This is a genomic window from Streptomyces yangpuensis (assembly GCF_024666385.1).
Lineage (GTDB): Bacteria > Actinomycetota > Actinomycetes > Streptomycetales > Streptomycetaceae > Streptomyces > Streptomyces yangpuensis.
The window spans coordinates 54,338-69,027 of record NZ_CP102516.1 but is presented as its reverse complement, the minus strand read 5'-3'; the positions used below and the strand labels follow the sequence as shown (position 1 = coordinate 69,027).

The following is a 14,690-nucleotide window of genomic DNA, read 5'->3' as shown; positions in this document are numbered from 1 at the left end:
TCCGCTTCGGTTCGGGCCGCCCGGGCCAGGGACTCGCGGCGCGACCCGGCGGGGGCCGCGCCGCCCCATGCAGGTGCCGTGGCGCCGTGGGCCCCGTGGCCGCCCCCGTGGCGCCCCGCACGGCGGGCAGCCGATCCTGATCTGCTTGGATGCCCGGGTGACCGACCTGACCATGTCCTCGTCGTGCCCCTGCACGCTGTGCGATCCCGCAGCCGCGGCGACCTTCCGAACACGCCGGCAGCGGAAGAAGCGCTGGGCCCGGGTGATGGCAGACGTCCGCAAGTACGGCTGGCACGTCGTGGGTGTCGGCGGTGAGGACATACCGGACTGGGCCTTCACCGTCGGCCTGTGGCATTCCTACCGGATCCCCGAGGTCGCCATGTTCGGGTTGGAGCTCGAGGGGCTGATGCATTGGGTCAATGACGCTGCCGCCGCCCTGCGCGACGGGGCCGCGGCAGAGCCCGGCACGCTGCTCCCAGGCGTCATCGAGGGGTACGAGGTCCGGCTCCACCCCGTCGATGTCAGTTGGCACCGCCCTCTGCTCGGTACGGCCGTCGGTTTCTACCGCCGGACTCCGGTCCCTTTCGTCCAGCTGGTCTGGCCCGACCGGGATCACCGCTGGCCGTCGGACGAGCACGCCAGCCCGGGCTGCCGCGCGCAGCCCAGCCTGTGGCTCCCGGTCGGCGAGCACCCGACCGGGATCTGGACCGACGAGGCTGCCGAGGACTGAGCCCTGCCACCGGGCAGGAGCCGAAGAGACAGGCGCAGGTGCCCAGGGCGGCGACAGGGTTCGAGTCTCCCTGCGTACCGGACGGTCGTCCGGCCCCGACTCCGAGCCGTCGCGCCCACGCTGCGAGCGGCGCCGAGGACAAGGGGCACCGCCTCATGCACGGGGATGACATGTGGCGCCGGCGGAGGTCGAGTTCTTCAGGAGGAACTGAGACTGCCCTCACGGCCGGTCGAGTCTGCCCTCGGGTACCTGGCGTCCGCGGGGTCGCCCGGCGTATCCAGGACAAGGACGTACGCGAGACGTACGCAGGACACAGGCATCACGTACGGCTCCGATTCTCCGACGAAGGAAGCGCCAGTGCAGGACCACGCGAAGGGCAGGTCGAACGCCACCGAGGACGCCCGGTCGAGGGTCCGCAGGCCGGTCACCGCACCACCCGCACAGGCCTCCGGGCTCCTCGGGCTGCAGGCGACGGTGGGGAACGCTGTGGTCGTCCAGCGTCTGAAGCAGCAGCCGCACCGGCACGGTGCGGGGTGCGGCCACGAGGCGGAGGAGGCGCCGGTCCAGCGCTCGGCCGTCCACGACGTGGTGCGGGCCGGCGGCAGACCGCTGGACGGCAGCACGCGCGCGGACATGGAGAGCCGGCTGGGCGCCGACTTCTCCGACGTCCGCATCCACGACGACAGCGCGGCGAAGGCGTCGGCGGCCGAGGTGGGCGCTCGGGCGTACACCAGTGGGAACCACGTGGTGATCGGGGAGGGCGGCGCCGACAAGCTCACGCTCGCCCACGAACTCACCCACGTGATCCAGCAGCGCCAGGGCCCCGTGGCCGGTACGGACAACGGAGCGGGCCTGCGGGTCTCCGACCCCTCCGACCGCTTCGAGCGGGAGGCGGAGAGCAACGCCCGCCGCGCCATGAGCGGGGCGGCGCCGAGGACCGAGCAGCACGCACAGGAGGCGGGCCGGGCCGGCCGGCGGGCGGCCCAGGAGTCGGTCCAGCGCTGGGCGGCACAGCCCGGCCCGAACCAGCAGCCCATGACGGTCTCGGCGAACGGCGTCTTCGCCGTCCCGAACGGCAACGCCACATCGATCTGGATCCGCGTCAGCGCGCCCGCGGGGTCCTACTCCCCGGCCCTGCGCCCGACAAGCACGGCGCAGCAGGCCCTCTTCGGCGGCACGGAGCTGTACCAGGAGCACGAGCTGGCGCGGAACATCCTGGACGACTGCCTCCACACGGCGGAGGAGATCATGCACAACGCCGTCGGAGAGCTGGCCGACGGCGCGAACAGCAACGTCCGTACGAGCGCCGGGCTCAAGGCCTTCGGCATGTCGGACGAGCAGAACCGCGACCGCGCAGGCGACTTCCAGGGGGCGACGGACCGCGACGCCAGCCCGGTGGTGGGACAGTCCTACCTGATGCTCGCCATGAACCCCGGGGAACAGATCATGTCGCAGTATCACGCCGCAGCGGTGGTGGGCATGGACGGCCAGGACACGGTGACGATGGAGGCCTTCGCCGGAAGCGGCCAGACGTCCGCGAACCCGATGACGTACACGATCGGCACGGTGGCCTCCTTCCACGACTACTGGACGGGCGCGTACTACACCCCGAACTACCCGGGGGTCACCATGAAGACAGTGGTCCTCGTCAAGCGCGGCAAGGGCCGCCGGGTGACGGCGGGCTCAGAACAGCCGGCCAACCCGAACGTCGCCTAGGTGTTCTGTCCCGGGAAGTCGGGGACGGGTGAGCCAGGTCTCGGCTGAGGGATCTCGACGGGGTGTGACCCGGATACGCCGGAAACCCGACAGAAGTTGATCTTGGCCTGCTGAGTGCCTGACGCTGTCGGGGATCTCGGCGATGACGGTCGGTCGTGCCCTCGACATCTCGGTCTCCAAGATCCCCGACCTCGCCACCCGCGATCAGCTCTGCGTCTCCCCGCGGCGTCCAGCAGCGGCCGCATCGGGTACGACGAGCAGCTTGCCGGTGGTACGCCGAGCCTCCAGATCGCTGTGGGCCTGGGCGGCCTCGGACAACGCGTAGCGGCCCGTTACGGTGACCTCGAGCGCCTTGGAGCGCACCCACTCGAACACATCGGCGGCCCGTCGGAGCAGTTCGGACCGGTCGGCGATGAAGTCCCCGAGGCTGGGCCGGATCAGGGTCAGGGAACCGCCGCGGGCGAGCCGCATCGGATCGAACGCAGGCACGGCACCACTCGCCGCGCCGAAGAGCACGAGATGGCCGCGAGGTCGCAGGCTGGCGAGGCTCGCGTCGAAGGTGTGCGCGCCGACGCCGTCGAAGACAACCGGCAGTCCCTGACCGCCGTTGAGCCGCCTCACCTCGGCCGCGAGACCGTCGACCGCGGAGGAAAGGATCACCTCAGCGGCCCCGGCACGCTTCGCCAGCTCGGCCTTCGCCGCCGTCGACGTCGTGCCGATCACCCTGCCGCCGAGATGGGTGATGAGCTGGGTCAGAAGCAGCCCCATGCCACCAGCGGCCGCATGCACGAGCACCGTGTCGCCCCCCTGAACCGGGTAGGCGTCCTTGACGAGATAGTGCGCGGTCATGCCCTGGAGGAGCACGGCGGCAGCGGTCTCGAAGCCGATGTCGTCGGGCAGCGGCACCAGCCGGGAGGAGTCCACGACGGCCCGCTCGGCATACGTGCCGGGAATCTCCACCCAACCGACCCGGTCCCCGACTGCGACGTCAGCCACGCCGGGTCCGACTTCGACGACCGTGCCGGCGCCCTCAGCGCCCGGGGTGAAGGGCAGCGGGAGGCTGTACCGGCCTTCGCGGTGGTAGACGTCGAGGAAGTTGACCCCGGATGCGGCGACCTCCACGACCGCCTCGCCCGGACCCGGCCGCGGCTGGTCCACCTCGGCCTCCTGCAGCACCTCGGGACCGCCCACTTCGTACACCTGAATCGCTCGCATGACCCCTCCGATAACGGCTCATCCCCCCAACCCCGTTGAGGGCGAACCGATTCCCGGCGAGCAGACCGGCCCGCCGCCCCCGCCGAGAGCTGAGACGCCTGCTTTGCACCCGGATCCGGGACAGGAGACCCGAGGCCGTCAAGGGTCGGCCTGCGGCGTGATGCCCGCTCCCACGGCCAGGAGGGGGCGCGCCGGCGCCCGCCCGCCGCGGCCGACGACCTGCGGCCGCGGCGGTGTCTGACAGGCCTGAGGGAGCCGGTCAGTCGGGGAACTCGTCGAAGTGGGTGCTGTCTCCGTGGAAGGTGAGGGGTGTGCCGACGTGGGTGCCGTCCTGGCGGGTGACCTGGATGGTGTGGTCGCCGACCCACATGGCGGCTGCCTTGTTCGGGGGCACCGTCAGATTGTGGGTCACCGACTTGTGTTCGAGGTTCTTGGTGGCGGTGCTGCGGGAGTAACCCAGCGCCAGGCTGTAGGTGGTGGTGACCGAGGCGCTGGCGACGCCTGAGCTGACGCCGACCTGTGCGCTGACGGAGATGCCGACTTCAGCGCTGAAAGTGTCGCTCCTGTCCTTCTCCACGCCGACCGTCACCGTTTCCGAGATGGACTGCGAGGCGCTGGTGGTGTTGTTGGAGAACCGGTGCATGTACCACGAGGCCCGCCGTTCGATCCGGTAGAACGGGGAGTTGGCGAGCTTCCAGGACGCCGACTTGTCGTCGTCCTTCACGGCCATGAACGGCACCCACACCACGTTGACCGTCGTCTCCGGCGTCCGGTCGGCCGGCCGCACCCTGCCGGTCAGCTTCGGGAAACCGTCCGGATGCGGCTTCTCCTCCACCGGCATCTCGATGCACAGCACCCGCCGCTCCGGCGCCCCGCGCGAGGGCTCGTCCCAGCTGGATGCCGCAGTGAAGGTGTTCGGCGCCACCAGCGCCCGGTGGCCGCCGTCGCGCCCGTCCTGGTAGGCAGGCGGCACCTGGTTCGCCCACACGCTGAAGTAGTCCTTGGCGCCGGTGCCCTTGTCCTCGTAGATCCACTTCAGGTCCGCCGTGTGCGTGAGGTCCTCCCGCACGCACATCACGTCCGTCAGCGCGGGCTTGTCGTAGGTGTTCTCCGACATGACGCACCCCAGCGCCACGTATCCGCCGGGTGCGACAGGCCGCCAGCACGCACCGTAGTGCTTGCCGCCGCTGCCCACGTCCTTCCACACGACGGTGTAGTCCTCGGGGTGTGCCAGCGGAGGCTTCTTGCCCTGGCTCGCCTCGGCCGGACCGTTCTTCACGCACAGCGAGACAATGTGTTCCTTGACCTTGGTGTTGGGGGTCTTGGGGTTCAGGTTGTCCGATCCCCACGCCGGCAGCGCGACCGTCCCGAGTGCGTGGAAGCCCTGCGGGGGCTTGGGGTGCCAGAAGCTCACCCAGTGCTTGCCACCCGTGTCCTCGTCATCCCATCGCCAGATGTACTGGTCGGTGAAGGCCAGTTCCAGCTCACCGAAAACCATTGATTTTTCCACGAAGTCTCCTTTGACCGGGATTGTGGAAATTCCTTGATCCAATTCGGCCATGGGTATCCCGGGCGCCTGGACCGCCTTCACTCCACCGGCGGGGCGCATCCCCCACGCGCACGGAAGCACGCCGGGCGCAACGACCGCGGCGGCGGCCCAGTACTGCGCTCCTGGACGCGGGGCAGGCCACGCCGTCCGCGGCGAGCCGGGAGCGGATCGACGCGGCGTACCGGTGGCGCCGACGGAAGAACCTGATCCGCTCGGGCTGGCAGGTCCGCCCCCTCGACAACAACGCCCGCGGCAACCGCACGGAGATCTACCCCGTCGACCAGAGCCACGTCCACACCCAGTACAGCCGCCCCCTCAGCGACCGCTCCGTCGCCACCCGGCGGCGCCGCCGCCTGCGCGACGCCCTGCCATGGGGGTGCGGAAGACGGGGCGGTCAGTGTTCGAGGTCGGCGCGCATGGCGGCGAAGAGGCGGGCAGCGTCGGCCGGGGTCGTGCGGGGGAAGAGTGCGACGGCAGCGGTGGTCGTGTCGGACCAGCCGCAGATGACGTCGGTGGTGCTGGCGGACTCCGGCAGGCTGAGGCACTCGAGGGATCCGCCGAATGGGCCGGGCTGGTACGGCTTCGCGGTGGTGGGGGTGCCGGTGGAACCGTTCTGCAGCGCGTAGTCGATCAGGCCGCGCCAAAGGTGCTCGCGACGCTTGTCCGGGTCCTCGGGAACGCTGTCGACGCCGACGAAAAGGATGCGGCGGCCGGAGGTCTGCCCGGCCCGGTTGTAGTCAGCGACCACCAGGTGCATGCCCTCACGCATCTCGCCCGGGTCAATGGGGACGTCGGATACCGCGTCGGCACCAGTGGCCTTGGTGAGCCCGCCGGCGGTGGCGGCTTCGGCCAGCGTGTGCTTGCCCGAACCGGCGGGCGAGGAGGAGTGCGAGGGGGAGGAGGCGGGCTCGGGGACAGTGGCGGAGGCGGCGGAAGGAGCGGGAGGAGCGGGAGGGGCTTCGGCTTCGGCCGCGGGGTCGCAGGCGGTCAGCGTCAGCGCGGCTGCCAGCGCGATCGTGGCGAGGAGGGTGCGGGGACCAACGATGGACATGGCGGAGTCTCCCGGGGTGTGGTGGTCGGCTGGGCCGCTGGGCCCAATGGCCGCACGCTAGTGCGCCGACCGGGCGGGCTGGTGCCCCGAGCCCAGTTCCCTTACAGCACCGGGACACGGTGGTGACGCAGGAGCCCGGCGATGACAGGCACGGTGGTTCGAGTGCTGCGGGACACGGCCGACGACACCGCTGGGCGGCCTGGGTGCCCGGCCCGCCGGGAGGCGGACCGGGAGGCGGACCAGGAGGCGGACCGGGAGCGTTCGCCGAGGCTGCTGCGGGCGGTCGACGACGCCGTCGCCGTCCGTGCCGGCACGGCGGGGGAGCGGCCTGAGTCCGAGCGGCTCGTCCTCCATGGCGTCGCCGGACTCCCGTGCCCGAGCCACGGCTACCCGCGCCCGTGAACGCAGAGTGCCCTGGGGCCCGGGATGGGGGCAGGCCGGCCCGGCGGGTGCGGGTGCGGGTCGGCCCTTGGCCGGCCGTCCCGTGTCACGACGCAGCAAGACACCACGGCCATGGACTCTCTGCTCGTCGCAGCCTGCCGCCGGCTCACCGGCATGCTGCGGGACACGCCGGCCCAGGCGCGTGGGGTTCAGCTTTGTGCCTGCTGGAGGAGAGAGATCTGCTGGGCGATCATGGCGGGCGGGAAGGCGCGTATGTCGCGGCCGCCGACCGACAGTTTGGTGAAGGTGGCGATGACGCTTCCGGTACGGACCACCGTGTACTGGGTGACGTGCGGGCCCACCTCGGTCGGGGCGGTGATCTCGAACTGCACCGCTTCGTCCCCGAGCCGCGGGGCGGGACCGACTGTGACCGTGCCTTTATAGGTCGTGGTGGGGGCCGGGCTCTCGTAGTACCGGCAGGTGCTCAGACCCTCGCGGACCTCCGCGAACACCGCCACTGCGCCGGAGTTCCCGTACGAGGCGAGGGTGGATGCGCCGCCATTGTCGTCCTCCCAGTTGAACGTCTGGCCCACCACGGCCGGAGCCGGCTGGGAGGGACGCCGGGCATGGGCGGCTGCCAGCAGCTGCCGGCAGGCAGGATCGGAGACCTGATAGTCCCGGTCGCTGACCTGGGGCTCACGGACGGAGACGGGATGCCAGTCCTCATCCGGGCTCTCCTGCGGCAGCGCGGCCGACACCAGCTGTTCGGCGGTCAGCGGGCGGCTCGCGGAGGCCAGGGCGGAAGGGGAGACGGAGGCGGAGGCGGATGCGGAGGCGGGCTCGGGGGGCGCGAGCTCGGACGCAGGCTTCTCAGGACCCGCCCCGCAGCCGACGACGGCCAGTGCGGCGACGGCCACGAGAGCCGGCCCGCCGGAAGCCCGCAGTGTAAAACGTATTGGCATGGTCTGTCCCCGGGCACGATGTGGATGATCAGGCGGAGGCTACCCGCACCGGAATCCCAGCGAGACGCGGGTCCCCGCTTGCGCGGGGCTGCTGTGTTCGGGCACGGCTTCCGTGCAGTGCCACCGGCGGGCGCGTCGCCGACAGCGGCACGCCCAGGTGCGAGCCCTCGGCGGCGCCGGCCGCGGGGAGGCCGGATTCGAACCGGCGTCCTCGCTCCTGGCAAGGGGGCGCGTCGACCTCTGCTCTACAGCTCCCCGCCGCGGTACGCGCACCTTATGCGTTCCTACCGGCACTCGCTCAGCGGGTTTTGCGACCTGTGCGTCTCACCAGCATTCGCGCCCGCGCTCTCCGGACGTATCGACACACGAAAGGCGTCAGCGATGAACAACCCCTCCACCACCGAACACACCGATGCCGCGCACGGAACGCCTTCCTGGGAACTGGCCCTCCTGCTGACCGGAGCGACGTGTGCCGTGCTCCGCTTCGGCGGCGTCTGGTCCTGGTGGGCCCTGCTCTGGATACCTCTGCTGGCCGTCACCCTCGGGTGCCTCGCCTTCGAATGGCAGACGCTGGCACGCAACCGCTGGCGTACGGGGGTCGGAGGGTGGCTGCTGCTGGTCGTTGCGCACCTCGGACTTGTAGCCGCACTCGCCATGATCCTCGGCCGGTAGCACCACACGGCGCGACGTGTACTGAAACGAAACGGCGGGCTGCACACCGGAAACCGGTGTGCAGCCCGCCGTCGGCGTGAGCGGGGGTGTCAGGTCGGTGCTGCGCGGTGGCGTCGTACGACCGACGCCTGCCCGGCGAAGAGCGCGGCCGGTGTGAAGTGGGGTGCGGGCAGGTGCAGTTCCAGGACCGGGAGGTCGTCCCAGCGCAGCCCGGGGTGCGCGGGGGAGTGGGCGTAGTGGTGGAGGTCGCCGGAGGGGAGCCAGGTCGCGGCGGCGAGCGCGGCCAGGGCGCGGCTGCGGGGGTGGAGGCACATGCGGCGTCCGGCCTCGACCCCGGCCGGCGTCCCGATCCGGTGCAGCAGGCTCCACCAGGCGAGCAGCGGGTACAGCAGCAGCCGCGGGACGAGCACCTGGCGACCACGCCCGCCCACCCGGCCGGTCAGGTACGTGGGCAGGAACCAGCGCGAGAGCCGCGCACCCCAGCCCGCCGCCCACGCACGTGACCACGGCGCCGCACGGCCCGGGCGGGTCCGCCGCACCGGACGGGACCAGCCCGCCCGGCGACGCCCGCCCTGCCCCGCCCCCACCACGGACGCGGCCGGGGCGGGCGACGCGGTGGTCTTCGTGTGCGCGACGTGCGACCTTCCCCCTTCCCCGGACGGCGGGGCGGCCGGGGGCGCGGCCGATGTCAGTGGCCGGCGGCAGGATGGACGCGTACCACTGATCCAGCATCACCACGAGGGGTTTCCCATGTCCGTTGCCGAGTCCGACACCGCGTCCGTCCGCTTCCCCACCGGCTGGTGCGCCACCGACCTGGGCCGGTTCCGCCCCTGCGACTCCACCTACGAGGTCTACCCGCTGGACAGCCTGCCCCGGCTGGACGCCGTGGGACTCGACGGCGGGTTCGGGTGGATGGACGGCGTGAGTGGCAGGCCGTCGGAGCACGCGGCACACCTGGCGGCCCTCGAAGGGGAGCTGGCGGCGGCCGGACTCACGCTGCCCTCGGACTTCGCCGCGTTCTACCGCGACGAGCGACTGTGCCGCGCCTTCGACGAGGTGTCGGTGACGGCCTGTTGGACCGATCTGTCCCCGGCCCTGCGCAGCCCGGCCGAGGAGGGCGCCCGTCTCGTGCGGTTCCTGCGGGACCAGCAGGACTGCGTCATCTGGTACCTGTACCTGCGGCCCTCGGGGGAGGCGTCCGTGGTGTGCTCGCACCTGGAGCTGGAGTCCGCCGAGGCCTGGGCGGCACAGGAGGGGGCAGACGGGTTCCAGGAGGCCGCCGCCGGCTCGCTCATACGGTGCGCCGGCTCCTTCGAGGAGTTCGCGTACCGCTTCGTCGTGGAGAACGAGCTGTGGATGCAGCTCAACTCCGCAGACTCGCAGGGGCGGCTCGCTCCCCGCCTCCAGGCGTACGCCGACCACTACGCGGCCACCGTCGCCTGACCCGCCGGTCCGGCCTGCGCGGGCGGCGACCGTCGAACGTGACCTGCGACGGCGCGTTTTCGATCTCCACACGCCCGGGCCCGAGTGGGACGGCTCGTGCGTGCGCGAGCCGGAACCGCCAGGTGGGCTGGGAGTAGCGCGGCGGGCGGCGCGCGGGACGCCGAGGCACTGCGGCTGCGGTCCCACGCCCGACCACCGGCGACAGGCAACCCCTGACCGGACCAGTCGGCAAGGTGAGCTGCCACCCGGCCTTATCGCCACGACCCCGACAATGTTGGACAACCGCAGGGTGAGACGTAAGAAGGAGAAGAAGCGGCGGCCAGACTGGGGCATTCCCAAGGGGGATCGTGCTGTCGGCGACGCCAGAGGGCTGGCGCCACAGCCTCCTCACCATGGAAGGCGGCATGCTCTGCGGGTGTCTGGACGTGCCAATCAACACCGACCCACAAGACGCGCGAGCTGCGGCGGCCCGGATGGTGACGGAACTCGCGCGAGACTTCCACGACACCGACGTCGAGGTGAGCCGGGATCCCCCTCGGGCGCCCTGGGCTGGGCATGGACCGCCCAGGTCTCACCCTCGCCGCTGGAACCGAACCTGCCCCGCCGGACTCCGAGGGCTAAATCGCAAGCTCATTCTGCATCCCCGCACGGGTTGCTCATCGAGCCGTCGGGCTTGACGCCACACTGCTGGTCTCAGCCCAGCCAGGCGTCCCAGGCATGGACAGGGGTGACAACCAACCAGTCAGGGTGCGAGCTTCAGGGATGTCTGGCGCATGTCCCGAGGGTTCCTTCCCACCCGGTCCCCGTGGCAGCGCGCACGCACTCGTCCCCCTGTGAGCAGCCGGACGGCAGCGTCGCACCCCTCCGCACCGCTGTCAGTGGCCCTGAGGAGGATAGTGATCATGACTGCGCTTCTTCCTTTGACCCTGCCCGCCGCCGTCGTGGGTGAGCACCTCGTCGACCTGACCGCCAAACACTCCGAGGGGTGGGCGTTCACGACGTACGACGTCGCCGCCACCGCGGCCGGAGCGACGTACGCGCTGTCCGGGGCGGTTCGCTATCGGGCGCGGGGCGACGCGTCCTCCGACCCGTTCCAGATGGACTTCACGTACCACGTGATCACCCGGTACGACCCGGACGGGACACCCACCGCCACGGCCCTGTACGGCGGGGGCACGCGGGGCAACGTCCCGACCGGACTCGCCCAGGGATCGGAATTCAACCTGGCCGTTCTCCCCGACGGGACGGTGGCGGTCAGTTCCAAGCCGGGGAACACCCACCTGTTCTCCGCCGATCTGAGCCGGCTCGTGGAGTCCTGGCAGTCGCCCTGGGGCTGGCAGGAGGAGAAGCAGCGGACGGGCGATCCGTACGCCATGTCGATCGACGTCACGCCGTCCGGCCGACTGCTGTGCGCGGTGGCCGAGTACGGGGTGAGCAACTGGGCCGGGAAGGTACCCAACCTTGTCGCGCTCTCCGAGCCGGGCAGCACGCTCAGCCCCGGATCGAAGGCCACTCTGCGGGCCATCGCGACGCACGACGCGCGATCCGACCGGCAGACGGAGGCCGACCGGTACCCCCACGTCCAGTACGACGGCGCGCCCGTCGCCGGCACGAACCGGCCGTCCCCTTCACTCACCGAGATGGTGTCCACGGACGACCGAACCCGCTACGACTACACGGGCTGCCGGATGGGCCGCCCCGCAGCGATGGGCGACGACCTGTTCGTCGTCCCCGTCTTCGGGAAGACCTACCGGTCGGGCAGCCGCGGACAGGTGTTCTCGTTCCTCCTGCTCGACGGGCAGGGCACGGAACGCGGGAAGCTGCAGGGAATGCACCGGTACGAGGACAGTCCGTTCACCGGGTCCTACTGGACAGTCGTCGGCGATCCGTACCGAGCCCGGGCCTTCCACCTCAACCGCTACGGCCTGTACGCCTGGGACGCCGAGGGGCAACTGCGCTCCCGGATCCGCACCGCAGACGCCCCGTTCAAGGCGCTCACCCACTTCCTCCTGATGGGCTGTTCCCCCGCCGGCGAGCTGCTCCTCGTGCACCAGAAGCAGCACCTGCTGCTCAGGGTGCCGGTGCCGGAGGACCTCTGCGAACTGGAGGACGCGGTACGGGCCGCCCTGAAGGACTACGGCCCCGGGCGCAACGCGCTGAAGCGGCAGCACGCGCCGGTGAACTGGCACTGGACGGACGGCACCGCCCCCGTCCACCGCTTCTGATCCCCTGCGGCCCGCGCGAGAGCAGGGAACATTCCGCAGCGGCGTCCGTGTCCATCGGGCAGGGGTCAGGCGGTTTGGCGGTTGCCGTTGTTGTCGCAGGGCAGGTCGGTGGCGGGATGGTGGGCGGTGAAGTCGCGGTGGGCCTGACGTTCGGCCTCGGTGATCGCGGTGGGTGTGATGTCGATGATGCCGCCGAAGGGGCGGTCGACGTCGCGGATGATGACCAGGGCCGTGGTCAGCAGGGCGGTGATCACGACGAGGGTGACGGTCTGGCCCCGGTTGTTCTTGCGGGGCAGGCAGATTCCGAGGGCTGTGACGGTGATGACGAGGGTGGCGAGGAGGAACCAGAAGATGACGGGGGGAATGCTGGAGGTCGCCTGGGTGAGGCGTTCCTCGCGTTCGTCGGAGCGTTTGTTGTCGGCGGCGACGAGCATGCCGAAGACCGGCTGGCCGGCCAGGCCTTTGAAGGACTGGCGGACGTCGGTCGACCAGATGCTGGGGGCGGGTGAGCCGTTGCCGTCGGCCATCGCGGGCCACTCCTGGGCGCGGACGGCGCGGGCGTAGCAGACGGCGGCGGCCTGGATGCGTGCCCGTTCGGCGGCAGGGGCGTACTCGGCGGTCTCGACGAGCTGGTCCAGGGCGCGGGCCTCGCCGCGTGCGGCGACTTCGGCTTTGCCGTAGGAGCCGTTGGCGGTGACCAGGACGAAGGACAGCAGCAGGACGGTCATGGTCAGCAGGGGGCCGACGAGGTCTTTGACGGCCATGCCCTCGTCGTCGGCCGAGTCGACCAGCCGCGGCCGTAGCCAGCGGTTGGCGCGAGTCCCGCGAGCAGGGCCAGGAGGGCGACGACGATGACGAGGAGCACGGGGCCACCTTCGGGGAAGGGCCGGATCCCGGCGGCCTACCGGGGTAACAAGATCATTTCCATGCCGGCGTGGCGGACGGAACGGTGGAAACGTTCCCTCGCCTCCCCACGAGGGACACCGTTTCCCCCAGCCAGACCACAGGGTCCCCGGCGAGGCGGCCCCGCTCCGCGACGACTTCCCGGGGATGTTCGGTGCCGGGCCGGACGGGCAAGCCGGTCCGGGAACGGCCGGTCGACGCCGGGGCCAGTACATCTGCTCGACCGGCGACCGGCGACCGGCGACCGGCGACCGGCGACCGGCTCCCCACCCCGCCGGCGCGGCGGCCTGCCCGCTCGTCGTCCACTTCCCAGATGGCGGGCACGTTCGCGGCGCGCCCCCGTCGCCGTCAACCTCCGGGCCCGGACGAGCGCCGTTGAGCGGCTCCCCGGGAGGCGACTGCCAGAGGTGGGGGCGTGCTCATGGCACCCGCAGCCCACCGCCAGAACAAAAGAAGCAGCCCGGCAACGATGTGAGCGCCAGACCCTGACGACCCGCACAGCCGGATCCGCCTGCCTCGGTGGCCATCGCCTCCGCCGTGTCCGGTCGAGTGGGCCCACAACCCCGCATCGGGCAACGCGGCCGCCGGGGAGGTCGACCGGGAGGGGAGCGCCTGGCGCTCTTCGCGGGTGGAACGGCGAGTTCGGCGGCGACCTCAAGTGCCGGAGTGGCGCCCGTGGTCGTCGGCGAAGGCGTTGAAGACTTCCCGTGGTGTGCCCCGGGTGTGCAGGAAACGCTGGTCCAGGATGTCGGCGAGGTCCTGCAGTGCGGCGCGCAGTACTGCTGCGGCCAGCTTGACGTCGGCGTGGCGGGCGTCGGCCGCCTGGTCGGCCAGGTCCCAGAGGTAGCCGACGTGACGGGCCAGGGAGGTGCGGTCGTCTCCGTCGTAGAAGTAGTAGGACTCGGCGTACTGCATGAGGTCCACGGCCAGGACCGAGATCCCGGCCGCCAGGCTGTCGCAGAGTGCGGCTCCGGCGTCGGTGTCGACCTGTTCCGCTGTGGGGTGGGAGCGGGCGAGGTGGGAGAGGCGCAGCGCCAGCGCCCGGCGGCGAGCGAGTGCCGGATAGATGCCGAGGGTCCAGGAGACCGCCGCGGTCAGCAGCGCGAAGCCGACGAGGGCTTCGAGCGGCGCGAGGATCCGCAGCCACCCTTGCGCGGGCGCGATGTCGCCGAGGCCGAGGGTGGAGATGTTGACCAGCGAGATGTACAAGGCGTCCGTGAAGGCCGCATGCTCGGCGGGTTCCAGCCCGGTCGCGTAGGTGAACGCGTCCGGCATGTGCGGCCAGTAGATCAGCGCCCACCCGACGACCACGGTCAGCGCCCACGCCGCCACCACGGCGACCATGGCGGTCGGCCCGGCCAGCCCCGATGCCCGCCGGCGCCGGGCGCCGGGGGCGGAGACGCGCCACAGGGTGGTCATGACCAGCCTGCTCAGCCCGCCGTGACTGGTCGGATGCCAGAGGGTGTGGAAGACATCCCGCAGGACGAACAGCACCAGGGCCGCCCCTGCGGCGTTGACCAGCCAGTCCACCCAGCTCCCCTTTCATCCGCCGCAGCCCCCTACCCCGTCGTGGGCGGGCCATCCACGGGGAGACCCACTGGGCGCCGGCCATGATGCCCCACCTCAAACACAGTGTGGAGCTGCGCGCCCGGAGGATCCGGCGCTCGGCCGCCTTGCTTACCACGTCCTCCACGATCCGGTGGCCGGACCGCTCTACCGTGAGCATGCTGCGGCCCCATCCCTGTTCCGACGGCTCCGAGCTTCCGGTCCGCCACGCCGTCCACGGACCGGGCCGGCTCACGACCTGCCTCGCGGAACCTCACCGCGCCCGGGGCCCGTATCA

Annotated in this window: 13 protein-coding genes; 6 read left to right on the top strand and 7 right to left on the bottom strand. The window is 71.4% G+C overall.

All coding sequences use genetic code 11. From position 1 onward, the window contains the following. Nucleotides 1-157: 157 nt before the first annotated feature. Nucleotides 158-730, top strand: coding sequence for a DUF4262 domain-containing protein (locus NRK68_RS35630; RefSeq protein ID WP_183068817.1), 573 nt, complete (start codon nt 158-160; stop codon nt 728-730). Between the two features lie 357 nt (nt 731-1,087). Then, on the top strand, nt 1,088-2,446 hold the full coding sequence (locus NRK68_RS35625; RefSeq protein WP_308296355.1) for an eCIS core domain-containing protein: 1,359 nt from the start codon (nt 1,088-1,090) through the stop codon (nt 2,444-2,446). 204 nt (nt 2,447-2,650) lie between these two features. Here NRK68_RS35625 and NRK68_RS35620 read toward each other — a convergent pair whose 3' ends face one another. The 3 genes from NRK68_RS35620 to NRK68_RS35610 all read right to left on the bottom strand — a co-directional run bounded on the left by NRK68_RS35620 (nt 2,651) and on the right by NRK68_RS35610 (nt 6,261). Beyond that, entirely contained in the window at nt 2,651-3,661 is a 1,011-nt protein-coding gene (locus NRK68_RS35620; protein WP_183068819.1) for a quinone oxidoreductase family protein, read from the bottom strand. A 259-nt stretch (nt 3,662-3,920) separates the two neighbouring features. Then, nucleotides 3,921-5,222 carry a Vps62-related protein gene (locus NRK68_RS35615; RefSeq protein WP_308296354.1) on the bottom strand — a complete coding sequence of 434 codons (1,302 nt, stop codon included), beginning with the start codon at nt 5,220-5,222 and terminating at the stop codon, nt 3,921-3,923. Nucleotides 5,223-5,604: 382 nt separating this feature from the next. After that, a complete protein-coding gene (locus tag NRK68_RS35610) occupies nt 5,605-6,261 on the bottom strand; it encodes a hypothetical protein (protein ID WP_257858310.1) in 657 nt (218 codons plus the stop codon). Nucleotides 6,262-6,402: 141 nt separating this feature from the next. On the opposite strand from NRK68_RS35610, the gene NRK68_RS35605 reads away from it, so the two are divergent. Further along, a complete protein-coding gene (locus tag NRK68_RS35605; RefSeq protein WP_257858309.1) occupies nt 6,403-6,663 on the top strand; it encodes a hypothetical protein in 261 nt (86 codons plus the stop codon). A 188-nt stretch (nt 6,664-6,851) separates the two neighbouring features. Here the strand turns inward: NRK68_RS35605 and NRK68_RS35600 are convergent, their stop codons facing one another. Then, nucleotides 6,852-7,604 (bottom strand): hypothetical protein, encoded by a 753-nt coding sequence (locus NRK68_RS35600; RefSeq protein ID WP_257858308.1) that lies wholly within the window; start codon nt 7,602-7,604, stop codon nt 6,852-6,854. A 381-nt stretch (nt 7,605-7,985) separates the two neighbouring features. Between NRK68_RS35600 and NRK68_RS35595 the strand changes: the two genes are divergently transcribed. Continuing rightward, on the top strand, nt 7,986-8,276 hold the full coding sequence (locus NRK68_RS35595; RefSeq protein ID WP_257858307.1) for a hypothetical protein: 291 nt from the start codon (nt 7,986-7,988) through the stop codon (nt 8,274-8,276). Between the two features lie 89 nt (nt 8,277-8,365). On the opposite strand, the gene NRK68_RS35590 is transcribed toward NRK68_RS35595, so the two are convergent. Then, complete coding sequence (locus tag NRK68_RS35590) at nt 8,366-8,815, bottom strand: hypothetical protein (RefSeq protein ID WP_257858306.1); 450 nt, start codon at nt 8,813-8,815, stop codon at nt 8,366-8,368. A gap of 211 nt (nt 8,816-9,026) precedes the next feature. Here NRK68_RS35590 and NRK68_RS35585 point away from each other — a divergent pair, with 211 nt between their 5' ends. Both NRK68_RS35585 and NRK68_RS35580 read left to right on the top strand, forming a co-directional pair. After that, complete coding sequence (locus tag NRK68_RS35585; protein ID WP_183068826.1) at nt 9,027-9,719, top strand: hypothetical protein; 693 nt, start codon at nt 9,027-9,029, stop codon at nt 9,717-9,719. Between the two features lie 902 nt (nt 9,720-10,621). Beyond that, nucleotides 10,622-11,944, top strand: a complete 1,323-nt coding sequence (locus NRK68_RS35580) for a hypothetical protein (RefSeq protein ID WP_257858305.1) — start codon at nt 10,622-10,624, stop codon at nt 11,942-11,944. 65 nt (nt 11,945-12,009) lie between these two features. Here the strand turns inward: NRK68_RS35580 and NRK68_RS35575 are convergent, their stop codons facing one another. Further along, nucleotides 12,010-12,708 (bottom strand): bestrophin-like domain, encoded by a 699-nt coding sequence (locus NRK68_RS35575; RefSeq protein WP_257858304.1) that lies wholly within the window; start codon nt 12,706-12,708, stop codon nt 12,010-12,012. A gap of 793 nt (nt 12,709-13,501) precedes the next feature. Next, nucleotides 13,502-14,377: a potassium channel family protein gene (locus NRK68_RS35570; protein WP_183068828.1), complete on the bottom strand. Its 876-nt coding sequence runs from the start codon at nt 14,375-14,377 to the stop codon at nt 13,502-13,504. Nucleotides 14,378-14,690: the final 313 nt, after the last annotated feature.